General features: G+C 69.5%; 17 protein-coding genes. 6 read left to right on the top strand and 11 right to left on the bottom strand.

Going from position 1 to position 21646, the window contains the following annotated elements; translation table 11 throughout:
* Nucleotides 1–11: 11 nt before the first annotated feature.
* Nucleotides 12–1073, bottom strand: coding sequence for a gamma carbonic anhydrase family protein (locus tag FMQ63_RS25010; protein WP_011557039.1), 1062 nt, complete (start codon nucleotides 1071–1073; stop codon nucleotides 12–14).
* A gap of 221 nt (nucleotides 1074–1294) precedes the next feature.
* Here FMQ63_RS25010 and FMQ63_RS25005 point away from each other — a divergent pair, with 221 nt between their 5' ends.
* A complete protein-coding gene (locus FMQ63_RS25005; protein WP_011557038.1) occupies nucleotides 1295–2749 on the top strand; it encodes an MATE family efflux transporter in 1455 nt (484 codons plus the stop codon).
* Between the two features lie 18 nt (nucleotides 2750–2767).
* Nucleotides 2768–4621, top strand: a complete 1854-nt coding sequence (locus FMQ63_RS25000) for a hypothetical protein (protein ID WP_225909625.1) — start codon at nucleotides 2768–2770, stop codon at nucleotides 4619–4621.
* 5 nt (nucleotides 4622–4626) lie between these two features.
* Here FMQ63_RS25000 and FMQ63_RS24995 read toward each other — a convergent pair whose 3' ends face one another.
* A complete protein-coding gene (locus FMQ63_RS24995) occupies nucleotides 4627–5733 on the bottom strand; it encodes a hypothetical protein (protein WP_011557036.1) in 1107 nt (368 codons plus the stop codon).
* 210 nt (nucleotides 5734–5943) lie between these two features.
* Here FMQ63_RS24995 and FMQ63_RS24990 point away from each other — a divergent pair, with 210 nt between their 5' ends.
* A complete protein-coding gene (locus FMQ63_RS24990) occupies nucleotides 5944–6147 on the top strand; it encodes a hypothetical protein (RefSeq protein ID WP_020478070.1) in 204 nt (67 codons plus the stop codon).
* Between the two features lie 69 nt (nucleotides 6148–6216).
* On the opposite strand, the gene FMQ63_RS24985 is transcribed toward FMQ63_RS24990, so the two are convergent.
* From FMQ63_RS24985 to FMQ63_RS24970, 4 genes are all read right to left on the bottom strand, one after another.
* A complete protein-coding gene (locus FMQ63_RS24985; protein WP_011557034.1) occupies nucleotides 6217–7890 on the bottom strand; it encodes an iron ABC transporter permease in 1674 nt (557 codons plus the stop codon).
* Nucleotides 7887–8933, bottom strand: a complete 1047-nt coding sequence (locus FMQ63_RS24980; protein ID WP_020478071.1) for an ABC transporter substrate-binding protein — start codon at nucleotides 8931–8933, stop codon at nucleotides 7887–7889. Before FMQ63_RS24980 ends, FMQ63_RS24985 begins: the two co-directional genes overlap by 4 nt.
* 117 nt (nucleotides 8934–9050) lie before the next feature.
* Nucleotides 9051–10307 (bottom strand): SO2930 family diheme c-type cytochrome, encoded by a 1257-nt coding sequence (locus FMQ63_RS24975; RefSeq protein WP_216608626.1) that lies wholly within the window; start codon nucleotides 10305–10307, stop codon nucleotides 9051–9053.
* A gap of 21 nt (nucleotides 10308–10328) precedes the next feature.
* Nucleotides 10329–11873, bottom strand: coding sequence for a parallel beta-helix domain-containing protein (locus FMQ63_RS24970; RefSeq protein ID WP_171452216.1), 1545 nt, complete (start codon nucleotides 11871–11873; stop codon nucleotides 10329–10331).
* A 199-nt stretch (nucleotides 11874–12072) separates the two neighbouring features.
* On the opposite strand from FMQ63_RS24970, the gene FMQ63_RS24965 reads away from it, so the two are divergent.
* From FMQ63_RS24965 to FMQ63_RS24955, 3 genes are all read left to right on the top strand, one after another.
* A complete protein-coding gene (locus tag FMQ63_RS24965; RefSeq protein ID WP_011557030.1) occupies nucleotides 12073–13014 on the top strand; it encodes a DUF3445 domain-containing protein in 942 nt (313 codons plus the stop codon).
* Nucleotides 13015–13202: 188 nt separating this feature from the next.
* Entirely contained in the window at nucleotides 13203–13982 is a 780-nt protein-coding gene (locus tag FMQ63_RS24960) for an FKBP-type peptidyl-prolyl cis-trans isomerase (protein ID WP_011557029.1), read from the top strand.
* 170 nt (nucleotides 13983–14152) lie between these two features.
* On the top strand, nucleotides 14153–14983 hold the full coding sequence (locus tag FMQ63_RS24955) for a dienelactone hydrolase family protein (RefSeq protein WP_011557028.1): 831 nt from the start codon (nucleotides 14153–14155) through the stop codon (nucleotides 14981–14983).
* Here the strand turns inward: FMQ63_RS24955 and FMQ63_RS24950 are convergent.
* From FMQ63_RS24950 to FMQ63_RS24930, 5 genes are all read right to left on the bottom strand, one after another.
* Entirely contained in the window at nucleotides 14977–15552 is a 576-nt protein-coding gene (locus tag FMQ63_RS24950; RefSeq protein ID WP_011557027.1) for a CAP domain-containing protein, read from the bottom strand. The genes FMQ63_RS24955 and FMQ63_RS24950 overlap by 7 nt on opposite strands.
* A 90-nt stretch (nucleotides 15553–15642) precedes the next feature.
* Complete coding sequence (locus FMQ63_RS24945; protein WP_020478072.1) at nucleotides 15643–16320, bottom strand: CAP domain-containing protein; 678 nt, start codon at nucleotides 16318–16320, stop codon at nucleotides 15643–15645.
* 77 nt (nucleotides 16321–16397) lie between these two features.
* The gene (locus FMQ63_RS24940) at nucleotides 16398–17738 is read right to left on the bottom strand and encodes a DUF1552 domain-containing protein (RefSeq protein WP_011557025.1); all 1341 of its coding nucleotides are present in this window, start codon (nucleotides 17736–17738) and stop codon (nucleotides 16398–16400) included.
* On the bottom strand, nucleotides 17735–19339 hold the full coding sequence (locus FMQ63_RS24935) for a DUF1592 domain-containing protein (protein WP_225909624.1): 1605 nt from the start codon (nucleotides 19337–19339) through the stop codon (nucleotides 17735–17737). Before FMQ63_RS24935 ends, FMQ63_RS24940 begins: the two co-directional genes overlap by 4 nt.
* A gap of 342 nt (nucleotides 19340–19681) precedes the next feature.
* Nucleotides 19682–21643 carry a M3 family metallopeptidase gene (locus tag FMQ63_RS24930; protein WP_228556492.1) on the bottom strand — a complete coding sequence of 654 codons (1962 nt, stop codon included), beginning with the start codon at nucleotides 21641–21643 and terminating at the stop codon, nucleotides 19682–19684.
* Nucleotides 21644–21646 lie beyond the last annotated feature (3 nt).

Below are 21646 nucleotides of genomic sequence, written 5' to 3'. Positions count from 1 at the left end.
ATGCGGGCGCGCTAGCCGATGCGCCGCAGCCCCGGCAGGTCTTCCGGCCGCAGCGCCCAGCGGGGCACCGGCGGCAGGGACGCCAACGTACCCGTCTGCGTCGCCGGGAAGCCCTCGATGTGCGCACCATCCGCGAAGGCGCTGCCCTGCTTCACCAGGCTGCCCGCGCCCACGAAGCTGCCGCGTCCCAGCCGCGTTCCGTCACAGAGGATGGCGCCCGGCTCCACCACGGTGTTCGCGCCCACGTGGCTGCCATGCACCGTGCAGCCCGGACCGATGATGGCGCCGTCCTCCAGCGTCAGCGTGTGGTCCGACAGCCGGTGCAGCACGGTGTTGGCCAGCACCTGTACGCCCGCGCCGATGCGGACTGGGCCATTGCCATCCCCGAGGATTTTGACCCCGGGGCCAATGATGCAGCCCGGGCCGATGATGACGTCCCCTGTTACCTCTGCTGAGGAGAAGAGGGTGGCGGTGGGGTGCACCAGTGGGTGCTTGTCGCGAAACGTATAGAGCTGTCCCATGGGAGCGTCCTCTGCGCGATCTCTCGCGGAGAAAGCGGTGAGTGGCTGGCCCGGCAGGTCGAGGCTTCCGCCGCGGCGCTTCCGGAGCCGTTCCAGGTCATCCGCGGTGGTTCGACGGAGAATGCGGCCGGGGCGGCCCACGACGACGGAGTCGTCCGGCACCACGGTGCCCGCTGGAATGAGCGTTCCTTCCGCCAGCAGGCAGCGCGTGCCGATGCGCGCGCCGGGCATGAGGATGGAGGCACCTCCCACATCGCAGAGCGCGCCGACCTCCGCGCCGAGTACGATGCTGCGGTGGTCCAGGAAGGTGCGCTCTCCCACCGTGACAGGCTGCTGCGGCAGTCCGATGATGACACCGTTCTCCAGCACGGCCGAGCCGGCGCCCAACCGCACGGCGCCTTCGTGCGAGCGCACCACCGCGCCTTGCGCGATGTTGGCTCCCGGACCCAGGTGGAGAGTTCCCAGCACCCGAGCGCTGCTGGAGAGGCTGAAGTGCGCGGCCCCCCCGACAGGCACCGCGGGCGCACTTTCGTGCGGCAGGCTGATGACCATTGACGCGGCACCCTACACCCACGCGCTCGACGGCCCGACGGCCCGACGGCGCAGGTAGGTTGTCCAGCGTCCGACGCTCTCAGGGCCAGGCCTTGCCCTGGGGGCGGTTGCCCGCTCGCCGCGCAGGGGGCCTGGAGGGGAGAGGCGTCAGGTGTCATGGGGGATGGCGTCCCTGGACCTCTTTCCGCCTTCCTGACAGAAGGGCGCAAACGGAGGCAGGCATGTCTGAGTCATCCCCGGTCGGGTTCGAACCCGTTCCGGCGGAAGCACGGGGTCCGCCCGAAGAGGGGCCTCAGGGGTTCTGGGCTTCGGTGAAGGAAGCCATTCACGGAACCGAGAGGGACCTCACCCGGCTTCCGGTTCGCAGCGCCATCTTCCTGCTCGCCGTGCCGATGGTGCTGGAGATGATGATGGAGTCCGTCTTCGCCGTCGTCGACGTCTTCTTCGTCGGCCGGTTGGGGGCGGACGCGGTGGCGGCGGTGGGACTGACGGAGTCGCTGCTCACCATCATCTATGCGGCGTCCGCGGGGCTGAGCATCGGCGCCACGGCGCTGGTGTCCCGCCGCATCGGTGAAGGCGACCCGGAGCGGGCCGCGCGCACGGCGGTGCAGGCGGTGGGGCTGGGCGTCGTGTTGTCCATTCCGGTGTCGGTGGCGGGCGTCTACTTCGCGCGGCCGTTGATGACGCTGATGGGCGGCTCGCCGTGGGTACTGGAGCACGGCATCCGCTACACGCAGGTGATGCTGGGCGGCATGGGCAGCGTCCTGCTGCTGTTCCTCATCAACGCCATCTTCCGCGGCGCGGGGGACGCGGCCATCGCCATGCGCGTGCTGTGGCTGGCCAACGCCATCAACATCGTGCTGGCGCCGCTCCTCATCTTCGGCGTGGGGCCCTTCCCGGAGCTGGGCGTCATGGGCGCCGCGGTGGCCACCACCTTCGGGCGCTCCTGCGGCGTGGCGTACCAGCTCTACCGGTTGGCGCGTGGCTCCGGCCGGCTGCGGCTGCGGCGCGAGCACCTGCGCCTGGAGCCGGGGACGATGCTGGCCATGCTGCGGATGTCAGGCGCGGGCACGGCCCAGGCGTTGGTGGGCACGACGAGCTGGGTGGTGCTGGCCCGCATCGTGGCCACGTTCGGCAGCGCGGCGGTGGCGGGCTACACCATCGCGTTGCGAATCGTGCTGTTCGCGCTGCTGCCCTCGTGGGGGCTGAGCAACGCGGCGGCCACCATGGTGGGACAGAGCCTGGGCGCGGGAAAGCCGGAGCGGGGCGAGCACGCGGTGTGGACGGCGGGGCGCATCAACGCCGTCTTCCTGGGCTCGCTGGGGCTGCTGTTCGTCCTCGCGGCCAATCCCGTGGTGGGCATCTTCACGAACGACGCCGCGGTCATGAAGGAAGCGGTGCTCGCCCTGCGCATCCTGAGCGCCAGCTTCCTGTTCTATGCTTTCGGCATGGTGTTGACGCAGGCCTTCAACGGAGCAGGGGACACCACCACGCCCACCGTGCTCAACATCTGTTGCTTCTGGCTGTTGGAGCTGCCCCTGGCGTGGGTGCTCTCCGGCCCCCTGGGCTTGGGGCCGCCGGGGGCATTCCTGTCCATCTCGGTGGCCTTCTCGGTGATGGCGCTGGTGGCCGTCGTCCTGTTCCGGCGTGGGACCTGGAAGCACCGGGTGGTCTGAATGGGAGGGCGGAACGTCATGGCCCATGTATGGCGTTTCGCCAGGACCCCGGGGCTGCTTCCGGTGGTCCTGCTCCTCGTCCTGGGGCTGGCTTCATGCCACCCCGTGGAGGTGCCCGGGGATGAGGTGGCCTGCGCGGGGCTGCGGTGCACCGCGGGCACCTGCTTCTCCAACGCGGGGCAGCCCATGTGCCGCTGCGGACCGTGGGAGCGAGCCGCGGGGCTGACGTGCTCGGTCGCCGCCTTCACGCAGCCGGATGACCATGGGGGCTCGCCTGACAGCGCGACGGTGCTGACGCTCCCCATGTCGCCCCTGGAGGGCCGTATCGACGAGGGCCGGCGGGAGGAGATGCTGGACAGGGACTTGTTCTCCGTCACCGTGCAGGCGAGCGGCCTGTATCGCTTCTCGTGCACGCGGCTGCTGCTGGTGGAGTGCCGGGTTCGGTTGCTGGATGTGGCTGGGAACGCCCACGACATGCCCTCCGCTGTCGAGGGGGCGAGGGTGTCGTGGTTCCCCACGCTCTCCGAGGGCACCTGGTACTTCGAGGTCTCCAGCAGGGACTCGTACGGGCGCTACACGTACGAGCTGGCGTCGCTGGGCGTGGACGACCATGGCGATACGTTGGAGGATGCCACCGTCCTGGAGGCCGGCTCTGGCACGTCGTTCCCCGTGCGGCTCTCCTCGCCCTTTGACGCGGATGTGTTCACCTTCCGCTCGCGGGTGGGGCATGGCTACCGCTTCATCTGTGAGCAGGCTCCCAACCCGTTCCTTCAATTGACGCTGCAGTCCGCGACCGGCTTGCTGATGGATGCGGTGCAGGGCACGTCAGGGGAGCCGCTCACGGTGAGCCTGCAGGCGACGTCCGAGCGAGACTGGCTCCTGATGCTGGCTGCCGACCATGGCACCTTCCCGGTGGATGCCGCCTGCCGCTTCGAGGACCTGGGGCCCGATGAGCATGGCGACACACTGGAGACCGCAACGCCCGTGACGCCGGGTGTCCCGGTGGCGGTCACCCTTCAGTCGCGTGATGACGTGGATGTCTTCTCCTTCACGGGGGAGCCCGGGCATGTCTACACGGTGCGGACGGAAGGGGCCGGGCGGTGGTCCGCCCAGGTGGTGGACGAAGATGGCGCGAACGTGGCGCTCACGACGACCGACCAGTTGCGGGTCCGTCTGAACCGCTGGGGCACCTACTCCCTTCGCCTCCAGGGAGGGGCTCCCTGGGAGCACTCCTTCGTGCTGACGCTGGTGGACGCGGGAACGGATGACCACGGTGACTCTCCAGAGACGGCGACATTCATCTCCCCGGGAATCACCATCACGGGCCGCTTCGACTCACCTCAGGACACGGATGCCATCGCCTTCCACACCCAGGCACGTGCCATCTACCTTGCGTCCTATGCGCCGTTCGCCGACCTGTCCCTGAACCCGCGAGGCGCCGTGGGAATCCTGGGGTTGGGGAGCGGCCGCCATCTCTTCAGCGCGAGGGACGCCCGGCAGGTCACCTTGATGTTCCAGCCCCTGAATGGCGTGGAGGGTTTCTCCCTGACGCTGGAGGAGGTGGCCTTCGATGACCATCCGGACTCCAGCGAGGATGCGCAGGTCCTGGCGCTGCCGGCTTCGATGTCCGGCGTGGTCCAGTCGGCCGTCGACACGGACGTGTTCTCCGTCTGGCTGGAGGAGGGGCGCGCATACCGGCTGGGCCTGGACGCCGGCACGCTTCGCGCGACGCTCATCGCGCCTGGCGGTCTCCTGGCGAATCTGCGGGACGGACGGTTCGTGGCGAGCCGGAGCGGTCTCCATACGCTGTTTCTCGCCGGTGCTTCCGGCCTGGAGCAGGTCCCCTGGCGCTTCACGCTCCAAGCGGAGTGAGTGCGTCAGGGCAGGCAGATTTCGAAGCCGGTCCGCCCGGCGGGGAAGGTCTCCCGGGGACGTGAGGCGGGCGTCACGGCGTAGAGGTGGAAGTCGAGGCGCCGCTGGAGGAAGCCCTTCAGCGCGGGCGCCAGCGGGTCCAGTTCGTCCTGGTACAGCGTGAAGAAGTGGAAGCCCTGGCCGTGAAAGTCCGCGTACACCCGCTCCACGAGCGCGCGGAGGACGGCCGGGTCTTCTCCGCGCACGCTGGTGTTGCAGAGATAGAAGTAGCGGAAGTCGCTGCCCGGCGCGGGCAGGCGCGGCGCGCGGAGCGCGGTGGCCAGCGTGTCCCAGCCCCACCGCACCCAGCGCATGCCTCCACGGTAGGCATGGACGCGGTAGCGCTTCACGGCTTCCGGGTTCCAGGCGGTGGTGCAGCCCACCAGCGCGCCGGTCGCGTCGAAGGCCAGATAGGTGTCTTCGATTCGCAGCCCGGGCCAGTGGGCGAGGCGGTGCTCCAACTCGCCCGTGTCGAAGCGGTAGCCGAAAGGACGCGCACGGTGGTCGGCATCCAGCAACGCCGAGACAGCGGGGACGTCCGCGGGTGTGGCGCGCCGCACGGTCACAGCGCTTCGCCGGGGACGGCGGCGGAGCAGGAACTGGATGGACACGGCGGAGAAGCGACGGAGCAGGGTGTAGTGCGGCTGGCTCACGCGCCCGGGCCGCCGCCGCACGAGCGCGTGGAGCGCGGGGGCATTGGAGGCCATGACGGCCGTGAGGAAGGTGTCCACGCCCAGGCGCTGGGCGCTCTCCTCGATCATGGGCCCGTAGAAGCGCGCGAGGCCGCGGTTCCGGCGCGCGGAGAAACGGGTGCGCAGGTCTCCCAGGTAGCCCACCCGGCACGGACGGCCCTCCAGCCAGCCATCGCGCACGTGCACGGCGCCCATGCCGTCCAGCCGGCCGTGCTCGCCGTGGACCCAGACCTCCGTCTCTCCACGCTGCATGGTGTAGAGGCCGAAGTAGTCGGGCGCTCGCTGTGCGGAGAGGACCAGGTCTCCCTGCATGGGCACCGTGCCGAACAGGTCGAGCAGCGCGGTGTTGTCGTCACGGGTGGCGCGTCGAAAGTTGCTCATGCGGCGGTGACGGAGTCTACCCTGGCCGCCGCCTTTTGCCGTGAGTCCCTCGGCTTTGGCGCGACGGTGCTTCGGGGCCGTGTCCGAAACACCATGTCGCTGTGTGTCAGGAAGTCTGCTGTTGCGTCGCGGAAGCACGCGGCGTGTGGATTGGCTGCCTCGTGTCTGAGTCTGGAGTTAGGCTGGAGGCTCCCCGAAAGGAGTCACGCGATGAAGAAGAATGGAATTGCGATGCTGATGGCGCTGGGTGTGGGACTGGCGGCGGGTTTCGGAATGGCGTTCATGCCGTCCACGGCCGAGGCCAACGCTCCTGAGTTCACGCAGTCCGTCTGTGAGCGCAACTCGGACTGTGACCACTTCTGTGGCGAGGGATTCGGGCACTGCATCCGGGGCATGTACTGCGCGTGCATGTAATGGCGAGCAGGTCCTGAAGACATCGCCAGGAAGCCGCCGGCTCCCTGGCGATGCCGGACACCTCGTCCATCACCGCGTGTCCAAGGGCCGCCGGGTCAGCAGCGCGAGCAGGGCCTGCCCCACCACCACCAGCGCGATGAAGGCACATGCCAGCACCGCGGCGGCGGCGGGGTCCGCGTAGCTCTGGAGTTCGAACAGCAGCGTCCCGAGCACCTCGGTTCCCGCGGGTACGAGCAGGACGGACATCGTGATTTCCGTCGCGCATGCGAGGAACGCCAGGACGAAGGCTGCGGTGAGCGCCGGCCGCAGCAAGGGCAGGGGCGCATCCACGAACGCGCGCCAGGGGCCGGCACCACTGACCCGCGCGGCCTCGGTGAGCGAGGCGTCCAATTGCGCGAGCGCCTCGTCGCTGTTGCGCGCGCCCAGCGCGAGGTACTTCGCCACGTAGGCGATGAGCAGCAGCCACGGCGTGTGTGCCAGCGCGAGCACGAAGGCGACGCGGTCCAGCAGGATGAAGCGCAAGTCCCGGGAGAACGCGAGCAGCAGCGCCAGGGCCAGCACCGTCCCCGGCACCGCGTAGGGCCATACCGCCAGCGCCTCCACGCCCGTGCCCAGGCGGCGCAGCCCGCGTCGAAGCACCGCCGCCGCGAGTCCCAGCCCACACACCAGGACACCCGCGCCCGCCGCCAGCAGGACACTGCGCCCCGTGGCGTGCAACGTGCGCGGCTCCAGCAGCACACCCGCCCAGTGCGTCAGCGTCAACGTCTCCCAGGTCAGCGCCGCGCCGAAGCTGCGCTGGAGCGACGTGAGGAGGATGGCCCCCAGCGGGAGGAGCACCAGCACCGCGGCCGTCATGCTCACCGCGCCCAGGACGAGCCCGCGTGCGCGCCCCAGCGGGAAGGGACGGGACGACAGGCCCTTGCCCGCGCTGAGGCGGACGCGGCCGGCACGGCCCAGCGCCCAGGTCACCAGCATCGCCATGGGGGCGAGCAGCAGCAGCGACGTCGCCAGTTGCGCGGCGCGCGCCAGGCCCTCGTCACCGCCCATCAGCACCAGTTCATAGATGCGCGTGGTGAGCACCCGCGTGGGCGGTGAGGCCGACACGCCCAGCAGGTACGGCACGCCGAAGGACGAGGCCGCCATGAGGAACACCATCACCGCGCCCGACAGCAGGGAGGGCAGCGCCAGCGGCAGCGTCGTCGTCAGCAGCGCCCGAAGCGTCGAAGCTCCGCAGACGCGCGCGGCTTCCTCCACCGCCGGGTCCACGCGCCGCAGGGCCGCCGCACCCGCCAGCAGCACCAGCGGGAGGCCCGACACGCCCTCCACGAAGGCGATGCCCGCGGGGCCGTAGATGTCGAAGGTGTCATCGCCGAGCAGCCGGTTGAGGTACCCCGCGCGGGGGCTCGCGAGCGACAGCCAGCCCATGCCCCAGATGAACGCGGGCACGGCGGAGGGCAGGGTGAACAGCACCGTGAAGGCCCCGCGCAGGGGCAGGTCGGTGCGTTGCAGCACCAGCGCCAGCGGCGCTCCCAGGACGAAGGCCAGCACCGCCGCGCCCGTGGCGATGAGCAGCGTGTTCCCCAGCGCTCCACCTTCGGCGAGCAGCCAGTCCAAGCCGCCCGTCCCGGAGTGGCCCAGGCCTCGCCAGAGCAGCGCGGCCACCGGGAGCACGGAGAAGCAGAGCACCGGCACCAACCACAGGCCGAGCCCCAGCCACTGGGATTTGGGCGCCGCCGCGCTCATTGGGAGAAGGCCTGGCGGAAGCGCTCCTTCACGGCGCCGCCCTGTGTGAGCCCGCGTTCGAGCAACTCGGGCGTCCATGGGCGCGCGCGCTCCAGCAACTCCGAGACACCGGCCTCTCCCCGAGGGCCCGCGAGCCTGGGGTCCACCGCGTGCATGTCTCCCTTCTCCACGATGATGCGCTGGCCTTCGGGCGACAGCAGCACGTCCACCACCGCCTTCGCCGCGACGGGGTTGGGCGTCGTCGCGAAGAGGGCCGCGGGGCCGGGGATGACGACGGCGCCATCGGTGGGCCACACCACCTGGATGGGACTGCCGCGGGCCTGGGCCGCGAGCGCGTTCTCCAGGAGCAACACGCCCGCATCCGCCTCGCCGCTCTCCACCTTCTGGAGCACCGCCGCGTTGCCTCCCGCGACGATGGCGCCTCGCTGGCGCAGCCCGGGGAAGAAGGACGCGCCGTACTTCGCGTCGCAGAACACGGCCCAGGTGAAGGCGGTGCCCGACGTCAGTGGATCTCCAATCGCCACGCGTCCCGTCCACGGACCTTCCGCGAGCGCCGCGAAGGAGGTGGGCGGCGGTGGCCCGCCCTGCCGGTGCACCAGGACCATGGTGGACAGGCGCAGGGCCGCGTAGCGCGCGTCCAGGTCCACCAGGGCGCGGGGCACCCGGAGCACGTTGGGCGAGGCGTAGCGGAGCAGGGCGCCTTCACGGGCCAGCCGCTCGTAGAGGAACGGGTCCGACGTGGCCAGCAGGTCCGCGCGGATGGCCCCGGCGGCGCGCTCCGCCTCCAGCCGGCTGGCCACCTTCTCACTGCCCGCCTGATACCAATGCACCCGGACGTCCGGGAGCCGCGCCTTCAGCAGCGGCTCCAGCGCGTCCAGGACGTGCCGGTACATGGACGTGTAGACCCAGACGTCTCCGGAGGGCGTGCCCTCGCGCGCCAGCGTGGGCCCGGCCGAGGGCGCGGCGGACTCGATGCGGCAGGCGGCGAGCAGGACGAGCGCGGTGGCGACCCCCGCGGCCCGGAGCAGCATGGGCAGGGACATGTCCCCGCGATTATGCGGCACGCGCGCGCCCTGTCACGCGGCGCGGCCGTCACGCATCGGAAACGAGAAGCCCCTCCGCGCACCGGGCACGGAGGGGCCGCTCGTCTGACCGAGGACCTACTTGCAGGAGCGTGGGTCCATGGCGTCAATCCAGTCGGAGATGAGTCGTGAGCCCTGGTCGTGGCGAAGCACGCGGCCCAGCTCCGGCATCATCTTCCCCGACTCCTCGGTGTGCATGCGGTACCAGAGGATGGACACCGAATGGCTGCCGGGGACGATGTCGAACTCACCGCCCACGCCACCGCCCGCGGAGCCCGGCCGCTTGCACACGCCCAACGTGAACTCCTCCGTGTTGTCCACGTTGAGGAACAGCCGGCTGGTGGTGCCCGCCGTCCCCTTGGGGTTGTGGCAATGCGCGCAGTTGATGTCCAGGTAGGTGCGCGCGCGCTGCTCCAGCGTGCCGTCCTCCGCGTTGAACGCGTTCGGCGCGCGGGGAACCTGGTTGACCGGAGGCAGCCCCGTCAGCCGGCCCAGGTTGGCCAGGTGCTGAAGCTGGTTGATGGGCCCGTCGCCATAGTCATGGTCCTGGTTGAGGTAGCGGGCCTTCACGCCAATGGGCAGCAGCACCTGGTTCTCCTGTGCGTCCTGGAGATGGTGGCACTTCAGGCACTGGTTCTTGCTGGGCACCAGGTAGTCCAGCGTCCGCTCCACGCCGTCCTCGCCAATGAAGCGCACGCCGCGGACGACGCGGCCGCCGTTGGCCAGCGTGGCCTCCGTCTGGGCTTCGTTCCAGAAGTAGGGAAAGGCCTCCCAGCCCCCGGGCCTGTGCACCAGCACGCGCGTTTCGATGGCGCGCACGTTCTCTTCCGGGACGCGGAGGTCCGCGGGGAAGGAGAACGTCTTGGTGATGATGGTGCCCACCGGCAGGTCCAGCACGTCGTTGGCCGAGTACCCGGCCTGCGCGTCCGGCGGGATGTACAGCGTGCGCGACTTCACCGAGTAGTCGGAGAAGAGCGGCGTGGTCAGCTCATAGGGGATGTTCCCCTCCACCGGCTGGAGCCCACCCGTCGCGGGTGTCCCGGTGAAGAGGCCGAAGCCCGACAGGGTGTTGGGCGGAAACGCAGGCCCGGCGTCTGGCGTCCCCGCGTCCTCGTTCGTCCCCGCGTCCTCTGGGGTGCCGGCGTCCTCGCCCGCGTCACCCGTGCCCGCGTCCGGGGTGCCGCTGTCCTCGGGCGGGAGCCCGGAGTCGACCGTGGAGCCGCCTCCGCCGTCCGGGGTCGGCTCCACGCCGCCCTCGTCACCCGAGCACGAGGCCAGCGCCGCGGTCACCAGCATCGCGGCGAGGCCCAGTCCTGGGATGAACGGCCTGTACATGCGTCCGTTCTTCACGATGTCTCAGCGGATGGTCAGGGCCGGGGTGAAGCCCGAGCAGTTGTAGGGCTCGGCGCCCTGGGCATAGCGGCGCGTCTCTCCCCAGGCGGCGGCCGCGTTTTCGGGGGTGGGGCCCGCCGAGAGGTGGCCACCGACGGCCTGCAGGTCGAAGTCCACCACCGAGGCCTGCGCTCCCTCTGGCAGCGTGTTGCGGGTGAAGCAGATGTTGATGGGGTTGGCCAGGCTCTCATCGCGAGGCGCCGGGTCGACGCCGTCCCACAGCACGTGCTCCACGCCCGTCACGCCGTGGGCCGCGGCGCCGTACTGGTAGACGGCGCCCACCAGCGCGCCCAGCGGACGGCGCTCCGGGTCCGGCGTGCCGTTGTCCACCATTCGGCCGCTGCCACCGGTGAAGGTGTTGTCGTGGATGGAGATGTCCTGGCTGGGGTAGTTGAAGAAGCCGGCCGCCCACTGGACGGGGTCGGGCTCGATGGCCAGACCGCTGAGGATGGCGATGTCCACCGTGTTGTTGTTGCCCCACGTGTTGCGCTCCATCTCCACCCGGCGCGACGCCAGGATGAAGGTGCCGGTGCCGGCCGGGACCTGGGACACGGTGCTGCTGCTGGCCTCCACGGAGGCGAAGTTGGGGCGGTTGTTCCCGGTGATGGTGTTGTGGGCGACGTAGATGTCCGTGCCCCGGATGGGGTTGCCCGGCAGGTCGAACACGACCAGGCCCGTGGTGTTGTCCTCGGCGACGTTGTTCGTGACGTGGGCGTACTTCGTGTTCTCGATTTCGATGCCCGCCACGTTCTTCTTCGCCACGTTCCGCCGGACGATGGTGTGCTGCGTCTGACCGACGTAGATACCCGCGTCGGCGGCGTTGTACGCCTCAGAGTCCTCGACGAGGACGTACGTCGATTTCACGGGGTAGATGCCGTACTTGCCGTTGCTCTGCTGGTTCTCCTGGGCCCACTCGGTGCGGATGCGCTGGATGTTCACGTTGGTGGAGGACTCGATGCGCAGGCCATCCTTCTTCGCGTTCCAGACGGCCAGGTCGCTCACCGTGAAGAGCTTGCTCACCACGTCGAAGCCGTTGGTGTTCGCCGCAGCGTGCGTGAAGTCCAGCACGGTGCTGGACTCGCCGCCGGTGGCCTCGCCCTGGGTGCCCTTGCCCGCGCCCTTGACGGTGATGCCGTTGGCGCGGATGGTGATGGCGTTGTCGAACTGGAAGGTGCCCGCGCCCAGGTTGATGGTGGTGCAATCGTCCAGCGCGTTCACCGCGTCCTGGAGGTCCTGCTCCTGGCCCGGGTTGAACGTCAGCTCGGTCTGCTCCTTGCCTTCGCAGGAGAATTCCTGCGGCCAGGCCATGGGGCCGCCGGCGTCCGGGGTGCCCGCGTCACTGCCTGCATCACTGCCCGCGTCGCTGCCTGCGTCCGCGGGCATGCCAGAGTCCGGCTGGCCCGCATCTGGACGGTCATCGCCGTCATCCGAACATGCGGGAAGGACAATCAGGCCCACGAGGGCAAGAAGCACGGCACGGGGCGCGCGCGACAGCGGCAGAGGATGCATCAGGTATCTCCTGTGGAAGTGCTGCGCCTGCTGGCTTCTGAGCACGATGCTCCAGGGCGCGGACCGGAATGCGAATCCTCCCCGTGAAGATGAACAACCTCAAGGGTGAGACATCGAAAAACAGCCACCCTTCCGTGACGCGATGCGTTCTGCAACACGATTGATAAATTGCTCCAACCCTTCATGAGAGGTCGACGCGGTGCTGCCTTACTTCCCCTTCGAGCAGGATGTCTTTTCAATGTCGCTGGGCGTGCGTGCGCTGAGGCCCGAAGAGACACTCATTGAAGTAGACGCGCCGCGCTATGCGGACGAAGTGGCATTGAAGGCGGCGCTGCTGACGGCGGGGCACGCCGAGCGCTTCCAGGGAGGGCCCGGAACAGAGGAACTCCAATGGGAGACGTTGACGGTGCTGCTGCCTGCCATGGCGCGTCAATCGCCGGAGCACTTCTCGCTGGAGGTGGATGGCACGCGCTGGTGCTGGCACAACCGCCTGCTGGGAACGCGGACGGACTTCACGCCGGGGGACGCGGCGAGCCTGCCGCTGGCGCCGCTGGACTGGTTTGGCCGGCAGGTTCAGGAGGACCTGCTGCTGCTGGCCGGCACGCATGAGGGTTTCCCGCTAGTGGCGGGCCAGTTGTGTTTCCCTTCCGGGTGGTGCTTGGGGGACAAGCTGGGCCGGTCGCTGCTGGCCGTCCACGAGCCGGTGCCCCAGTTCAACGCGAAGCTGGGGCCCTCCACGCTGAAGTTGATGGAGGGCCTGAAGCCCGGGCGCCCCGTCACGCGCTGCAACTGGGCCATCAGCGTCACGGAGCGGCTGGACCTGGAGCCGCGCACGCTGCCGGAGTGGCGGCACTTGTTCGACGGCATCACCCCGGACAATGCGGGCGAGCGCTGCTTCCTCCGCCTGGAGCGTCAGACGCTCACCCGGCTGCCCCGCACGCGCGCCATCCTCTTCACCATCCACACCTACGTGGCCCCGGTGGCCTCGGAAGTGGAAGCGCCCGGTCGGCGGCAGCGGCTGGCCCGCGTGCTGCGCACCGTGCCCGCCGACACCGCGGCCTACAAGCGCATCACGCCCGTGCTGGCGCCGCTGCTGGGCTACCTGGAGGCGGGCGAGGCTGACGCCGGGTGGAACGGGTAATGAAAAACCCCACCTCCTGGAAAGGACACGAGGTCGCCCTGGGGGCGGGCGGGGTGTCGCTCAGGAACGGGGACGCTTCCGGGGTGCCGTCGAACCGGAAGTCAGGCCATTTCTGTAGTAAGTCGCCCCTCAGAACTGACTGCGGCGATGTCTCACTGCCGCTCCAAAAAGCAAGGAAGGGCAACGACATGCAGAAGACGTGGCTGGTCGCGGGAATGCTGGTGCTGGCGGGCTGCCAGCAGCAGGGCAAGACGGATTCGACGCCGGCGGCGACGGCGACGGCGCCCGGCGCGAGCGCGAATCCGCAGACGGAGGACCAGAAGACGCTGTACGCGCTCGGCCTGTCCATTGGCCGCAGCGTGAGCGTGTTCGACATGACTCCCGAGGAGCTGGAGTACGTCAAGGCGGGCATCACCGCGCAGGTGAAGGGCGACAAGCCCGCGGTGGAGCTGGAGACGTACGGCCCGAAGCTGCAGGAGCTGGCGCGCGCGCGCAGCACCCGCAAGGCGGAGGCTGAGAAGGAGAAGGCGAAGGCGTTCCTGGAGACGGCCTCGAAGGAAGAGGGCGCCCAGAAGACGGAGTCCGGCCTCATCTACAAGGAGCTGACCGCCGGTACGGGCGCGTCGCCCCAGGCGTCGGACATCGTGAAGGTGCACTACCGTGGCACGCTGCCGGACGGCACCGAGTTCGACAGCTCGCACAAGCGTGGCGAGCCCACGCAGTTCCCGCTCCAGGGCGTCATCAAGTGCTGGACCGAGGGCGTGCAGAAGATGAAAGTGGGCGGCAAGGCCAAGCTCGTGTGCCCGTCCGACATCGCCTACGGTGACCGCGGCGCGCCGCCGAACATCCCGGGTGGCGCCGCCCTGGTGTTCGAGGTGGAGCTGCTGGAGATCGTCAAGCCGCCGGAGATGCCGGCCATGGGCGGCACGCCGCCGGCGGGCAAGCCCTCCGCGGCCGAGAAGAAGTAGTCACCGTCTTCACGCAGGACGCCCAGGGGGCTGGCGGGGATTCTTCCCTCCCAGCCCTCTTCGCGTTCACGGGCACCGGAGTGGCGGAGGGGCGCTGCCTCGGGGTAGTCCACCTGTCTCCAGCGTCTCCGCATCGGGGACGGGCCAACACCCACGGAGGTCGACACATCATGCGCCAGGGCCTGCTGTTGATGATGGGAGCGCTGCTGCTGAGCGCCTGCGTCCAGGGCCGTTCCCGGGAAGTGCTCCGCGAGCCGTCCGCCACGGGCGCTGTCTCCGAATCGGAGTTCAAGGCGCTGCACACGCTGCGCGAGGACGCGCCGCCAGCGCCCAAGGGCCAGGAGGTGGAGGTGGCCGGCACGAAGGCCTACCTGAGCCTGCCCCAGGGCGCCCAGGGGCCGCTGCCCGCCGTCATCGTCATCCATGAGTGGTGGGGGCTCAATGACCACATCCGCCACTGGACGGACCGGCTGGCCGCGGAGGGCTACGCCGCGCTGGCGGTGGACCTGTATGGCGGCAAGGTGGCCACCTCGCGGGATGAGGCGCTGGCGCTGCTGAAGGCCGTGGACCCGGCGCGCGCGCAGGAGACGCTGACGGCCGCGCACACCTTCCTTCAGCAGGACGCGCGGGTGCAGGCGCCGCGCACGGGCACCATCGGCTGGTGCTTCGGGGGCGGCTGGTCACTGCACGCGGCCATGGCCATGCCGGAGCTGGACGCTGCGGTCCTCTACTACGGCAACCCGGTGACGGAGGCGCGGGAGCTCGCCGCCATCCGCGCGCCGGTGCTGGGCATCTTCGGCACGAAGGACCCGTCCATCCCCCTGGAGACGGTGCAGGCCTTCCGGCAGGCCTTGGATGATGCGGGTGTGCGGCACTACATCCTGGAGTTCGAAGCGGAGCACGCCTTCGCCAACCCGTCGAGTGAGCGCTACGACGCGCAGGCCGCCGCGGGTGCCTGGCAGCAGGTGGCGGCCTTCCTGGACCAGCACCTGCGTCAGTAGGGGCGCTGGCCCACGTAGTTGCCCGGCGGCGCGTAGTTGCACACCCAGAGCGTCCACTTGGGGAACTGGGAACCGAAGGGCGAGTCCTTCGTGCACTCCTGGACGGCGCAGCCCAGGGCCCGCGTGTTGCGCCACACCACCTGGGTGTAGTGGCCGCAGACCTTGCCGCTCGCGCAGGTGTTGGCGGCGTGGTCGTAGTGGGCGGCCTCGTCCACCCAGCCCTGCACCACGCCCTGGGCGCCCATGGCGCTGGACGATGCCGCGGTGAGGTTCTCCCCCAGGTTGCCGCGATTCGGGTTGTGCGAGAACTGGCACTTCGCGGCGTAGGCCTTCGCCGTGCGCGTCGCCTGCTCGTCCCACGTCAGGTCCTCCAACGCGGGGGAGGCCGCGGGCGACACGTTCCTCCGCGCGGCGTTGTGCGCGGCCAGCATGTCGCGGTCGAACTGCGTCATGACCAGCGGCTCGGTGTCGCTGTCTTCCTCTCCAGGTGTGTCGGAGCCACAGCCGGTGAGGAGCAGGGGGATGAGCAGGCCAAGCGGTCGAAGATGGCGGGGCGTGGGGCGGAGCATGGGGGGATTATCCGCCGCCAGGCGGAGGGCCGTCACCTCCCGCCGCGTGAGTGTCCGTCACCCGGGACACACCGGCCCCGTGGGGCGCGCTCAGTAGGGCCGTTGACCCACCCAGTTGCCCGGCGGCGCGTAGTTGCACACCCAGAGCTGCCAGGTAGGAAACTTCGCGCCGAACGGTGAGTTCTTGTTGCACATCACCGTGGCGCACCCCACGGCCGCCGTCTTGCGCCACACCACCTGCGTGTAGTGCCCGCACACCTTGCCCTTCTGGCAGGTGTTGCGCCGGTAGTCGTAGTCCGCGGCTTCGTCCGCCCAGCTCTTCACCACCTGGGACGTCGTCCACGCGCCGGGCGTGGCGGCGGCGAGGTTCTCTCCGAAGTCGCCCCGGTCCGGGTTGTGCTCGAACTTGCAGGCCTTCGCCCAGGACGCGGCCTTGCGCTCGGCCTGGGTGGACCAGGCCAGCGGCGGCAGCGCGGGCTTGGGTGCGGGCTGGGCCCGGGAGCGCGCCAGGTTGTGCGCGGCCACCATGTCCCGGGAGAAGTCATTCGCATCGGGGAGGGCCGCGCGTGGCTCCTTCGGCTTCGCGGACGCGGCGGGCTGCCGGGTGGCCACGGCCTGCCGGGAGGTGGCGTTCTGTCGCCGCCCCTGTTGGGTGCCTCCGCTCCCGCAGCCGAGCAGCGGCGGCAGCAGGAGCAAGGCGGACCAGCGGTAGGCGCGGGAGAAGGAAGGCATGAGGGGGATGATGCGCCAGGACGCCCGCTCATGCATGTGAAGCGTGCGCGGCGGGGCATTGCGTGCGGTGGGCCGCCCGCTCGCACGCTCCGCCGCGCACGGGAATGCCGGCGCTACACAAGGCCCGGCAGCGGGCCCGTCCCGTCGTCACCGAAGGTGGTGACGTTGGGCACGCCCATGGCCTGCATCAGGTAGATGTACAGGTTGGCCAGCGGGTCCTGCTGGTAGACGATGTGCCGGCCCGGCGTGAGCGCGCCGCCGCCCTTGCCCGCCAGGATGATGGGCAGGTTGACGTGGTTGTGAGAGTCCCCGTCGCCGATTTCGCTGGAGAAGTAGACCATCGAGTTGTCGAGCATCGACAGGCCGTTGGCCTCGATGACCGACTTCATGCGCTCCAGCAGGTACTGGAGGAGCGTCACCTCCCACTTGTCGATGGTGGCGAGCGCGTTGTAGTTGGACTGCGACTTCTGGTGGTGTGAGTACGTGTGGTGTGCGCCGCTGAGCCCCAGGAAGGGGTAGACCTTGTTGGCACGCGCGTTGGCCAGCATGAAGGTGGCCACCCGGGTGAGGTCACACTGGAAGGCGAGGATGATGAGGTCCATCATCGCCTTGGTCTTCGCCGTCGGGTCCTCGGACACGATGGGCGCGGCTCCCGAAGCGCAGGCCATGGATGGGACGGACACGTCCTCCACCTGCTTCTCCAACTCCCGCACGCTGGTGAAGTACTCATCCAGCTTCTGCAGGTCCGAGGTGCCCAACTGGCCCTTCAGCGCGGTGGCGTCATCGCGCACGACGTCGATGATGCTCTTGCCGTACGCGCGCCGCTTCTCGATTTGTGCCTGCGTCTCTCCGGGGATGCCGCCCGCGAAGAGCCGGTTGAACGCGGCCTGCGCGTTGGTCTCCTTGGCCACCGGTGTTCGAGGCCCCGACCACGCGATGTTGTTGGCATACGGGCACGCGTAGCCGGAGTCGCAGTTGCCGATGCCGCGGCCCGCGTCGATGCCCAGCTCCATGGAGCCATAGCGGGTGGCCCGCGTCGCCGTCATGTGGTTGGCGATGACCTGGTCCATGGAGATGCCCACGCGGAGGTTGGTGCCCTCCGTCTTGTACACCTTGGCGCAGGACAGGAACGCGCCGGTGGCGGCGGCATGGTGCCCGTCACCATCCGGGAAGGCGGGCTGGTTCGCCAGGCCGGTGACGACCAGCAGGTCGTTCTTCACCGCCGCCAGGGGTTCCAGCGTGGGCGTCAGCTCCCACGCGGGGCCCTCTATCTTGGGTGTCCACTTCTGCATGTGGATGCCGTTGGGCGTGTAGAAGACGGCCAGTCTGCGGGGCACGGTGCCCGGCGCGCCATGCGCGTTGCGGGGAATCATCTGCTCCAACAGGGGCAGCGCCATCAGCGCCCCCGTTCCCCGCAAGACGGTCCGTCGCGAGAGTCTGAATTTCTTGCTCATGGCGTCTGCTCCTCCTCCGCGCCACGCTGCGTGAAGTGGCTGCTCGAGACGATGCTGAGGATGTAGTCGACGAGTCGCCCACCGCGGGCCTCGGCCTTGTCGGCGACATCCTTCACCGCGCAGTGGTCGGCCTCGTCCAGGCCACGGCCCGTGGCATAGGTGAGCATGTGCTCGGTGATGCAGTTGGTCAGCTTCGGGTCCTCCTTCAGGTAGGTCTGCATGTCGCGCACCCCGTTGAGGATGGCGCCGTCGGGCAGGTCACCCGTGGCGTCCACGGGCGCGCCGCTCACCTCCTGGAGGCGCCAGCGGCCAATGGGGTCGAAGTTCTCCATCGCCAGCCCCAGCGGGTCCATCAGCCGGTGGCAGCCCTGGCACGCCGGCGCGCTGCGATGGAGCGCCATGCGCTCCTTCATCGTCATGTCCGGCGTGATGGGCGGCGGCAGGTTCTCCACGTCCGGTGGCGGTGGCGGCGGCGCCGAGCACAGCAACTGCTCCAACACCCAGACGCCGCGCTGCACCGGTGAGGTGCGGTCCGGGTTGGACGTGACGATGAGCAGCGAGCCCTTGCCGAAGATGCCGCTGCGCTCCGGGTGGCCCGTGAGCTCCACGCGTTTGTGCGTGGGGCTGCCGGGCAATGGCAGGCCGTAGTGGGCGGCCAGTTGGTCGTTCACATAGGTGAACGGCGCGTCGATGAGGTCCTTCAGCTTGTGGTCGCCGGAGATGAACTCCGCGAAGAAGAGCTCCGTCTCCGTGCGCATGGCGGCGCGCAGCTCCTCGTTGAACGCGCCATAGAGCGTGCCGTCCGGCACGGCGGTACCCAGCGCGCGGGTGAAGAGCCACTGGCCGGCGAAGTTCTCCACCAGCGCGCGTGCCTTCGGGTCCGCGAGCATGCGCCGCACCTGGGCCTCCATCTCCGCGGGGTCGCTCAGCTTCCCCGCTTCGGCGGCGGCGAACAGCGCGTCGTCCGGCATGCTGCTCCACAGGAAGTAGGAGAGCCTGCTGGCCAGCTCGAAGTTGTCGAGCGTGTACGGTTCGGTGCTTCCTGGCGGCGCGTTCTTCTCCACCCGGAAGAGGAAATGCGGTGAGACGAGCACCGAGCGCAGGGCCAGCTTCACGCCCACCACGGGCGGGTCCGCGTGCTGGCTCGACAGGTTGACAAAGGTCATCAGCTTGTCGACCTCTTCCTGCTGCACCGGCCGGCGCCAGGCGCGGCGGGCGAAGTCGGAGAGGATTTCGTGCGCGCACGGCGCAGGGTTGAGCGGGTCCAGCGCGCAGGCGTTGAAGGCGCCGCGCGTCCAGGCGTCATTCACCAGCCGCTCCGCCGCGGCGGAGTACTTCTCCATCAACAGCGGCGACAGCGAGAGCACGTCGGCGATGTTGTCGAAGCCGTAGCCGTGGTCGTCGATAGGGAAGTCATTGGCCGGCTGGGTGGTGTCTCCCAGCAGGTCCCGCACGGTGGCGTTGTATTCCGCGCGGTTGAGGCGGTGGAGCGTGACGCGCCCCGGTTTCTGGGGTGCGTTCTCGCACTCGCCTGCGACCGGGGGCTGCCCCGGTGGAACAGGTTCTCCTGGTATCTCCTCGTCGGGTTTGACCCGGGCCATTGGGCCGTCATCGGTGCAGCTGGTCACCAGCAGGGCGAGACTTGCGCCCGCAAGGAAGAGCCAGCCCCCTCTTCGTCGATGCATGGGTGTCACGTCGGCTACCCCCCTCCACACTGCCCCATCCGAAGCCGGGACAGCAGAAGCCGTAGCAATGTGCACTCCACCCAGGCACGTGGCCTTTTGGACCTCTCCGTTGTTTCAGGGGGCAGGATGGCGTTGGCTACCCGGAAGCGCGCTGGGAAGAGATTGGCGCGAATGGGTAGCGAGGTTCCCGGCGAGGGAACCTCGGACGAACGCAGCCTGCGGCGTGCAAGCTGCGTTCGCGTGGATGCCGCGGGCTCCTTACTTTGCGTCGAGGTACGCGCGGTACGCGTCGAAGCCGTACTCGCGCCCGAGGAAGTCCTTCACCAGCTCCGCGGCGGGCTTGGAGCCGCCGGGCTCCAGCACGGTGCGGCGGTACTTCATCGCCGTCTCCCGGTCGAGGAAGCCCTTCTTCTGGAACTCGGTCTCCAGGTCCTTCGCGATGACGGAGGACCAGAGATACGTGTAGTACGCCGCCGAGTAGCCATCCAGGTGCCCGAAGGCCACCTCGAAGTGCGTGCCGTCGCGGTGCTCATGCTTGAAGGGGCTGAGCCGGGTCTGCAGGGCAACCAGGGCCTCGGTCGTGTCGAAGCCCGGCGCTCGCGAGTAGTAGTCCAGGCTCACCGCGGACAGGAACAACTGCCGCCGCGCCCACAGGCCCTGGCCGAACTCCTTCGACGCGCGGAGCTTCTCCACCATCTCCGCGGGGATGGGCTGGTTCGTCTCGTGGTGCTTCGCGAACTCCTTCAGCACCTCCGGGTTGCCCGCCCACTGCTGGAGCAGCATGGACGGCGTCTCCACGAAGTCCCACTCCACGCGGGTGCCCGCGATGCCCGCCCACTTCAGGTGCCCGCCGAAGATGGCGTGCAGCAGGTGGCCGAACTCGTGGAAGAAGGTCTCCACCTCGTCGTGCGTCATCAGCTCGCCGGGGCGCGCGAAGTTGCACACCAGCGAGGCCTCCGGGTAGCGCTTGCCGGCCTGGCCCGCGACGAGATCGAACTGCGCCGCGTGCTTGTACTTGTCGTCACGTGGATGCATGTCCAGGTAGATGCGGCCCAGCAGCGTGTCGCCGTCGAACACGTCGTAGGTCTCCACCTCCTGCTGCCACACCCGGGCGTCCTTCACCGGCTTGTAGGTGATGCCCCAGATGCGCGAGGTGATGTCCATCACCCCCGCCTTCACCCGGCCGTACTCGAAGTAGGGCCGGACCGCCTGCGAGTCGAAGCTGAAGCGCTCCGCGCGCAGCCGGTCCTCGTAGAAGTCCTGGTCCCAGGGCTCCAGCACCTTGGCTCCCTTGACGTCCTTCTGCTTGCGGGCCAGGAGCTGCGCGTACTCCTGCTTCGCGCGGGCCTCGGTGGCCATGCCCAGCCGGTCGATGAAGTCCGCGGCCACCTGCTGCGTGCGCGTCATCTTCGTCTCGGTGGTGTACGCGGCCCAGCTCGCGTAGCCCAGCAGCGTGGCCAGCTCGTGGCGCTTGGCGATGAGCTGCGCCAGCACGTCCTGGTTGGCCGGGTACGCGCGCTGGCGGTAGGTGCGCCACAGCTTCTCGCGCGCCTTCGCGTTCTTCGCGTACGTCATGAAGGGGAAGTAGTCCGGGTAGTTGGTGGTGATGACCACCAGCCCGTCCGCGCCCGGCGGGTGCGCCTTGCGGTAGTCCTCCGGCAGGCCGTCCAGCTCGGCGGGCTTGAAGGTCGCCTTGCGGACGTCCTCGGCGATGTTCTTGCTGAACTGCTGCCCCAGCTTGAGCAACTCCTCGTTGAGCGACTTCACCTTGGCGCGGGTGGCGTCGTCGCGGTCCACGCCGGCGCGGCGGAAGTCGAGCAGCGCGCGGTCCATCCAGTACCGGGTCGCCGCGTCCGCGCTGGACAGGTCCACCGCGGCCAGCACGTCATAGACGCCTCGGTCCTGGGACAGCGCCACGTTGGCGGAGTCCACGCGCTGCTCGCACTCGCGCGCGGCGTCGCGGAAGGCCGCCTCCGGATGGACCTCGCGCGCGAGGCTGGAGCGGTTGGCCGCGGCGAGCAGCGAGCCCAGGGCCTCGTCATAGGCCGCGAGCACGGCCTGGCCGTCCTTGCGCGCGTCCAGCGCCTTGATGGCGGACACCTGCGCGCGGGTGCGCTCGAGGTCCGTGTCACACGCGGCGGTGAAGTCGGCCAGGGTGCCGGAGAGGACGCTGGCGCCTTCGGGAGGCGGCACGGGCTTGGGCGCGGCGGCGGGGGCCAGGGC

Source organism: Myxococcus sp. CA005, assembly GCF_006518205.1.
In the GTDB taxonomy this organism is placed as follows: Bacteria; Myxococcota; Myxococcia; order Myxococcales; family Myxococcaceae; genus Myxococcus; species Myxococcus xanthus.
This window is presented reverse-complemented; position numbering and strand designations above follow the sequence as displayed.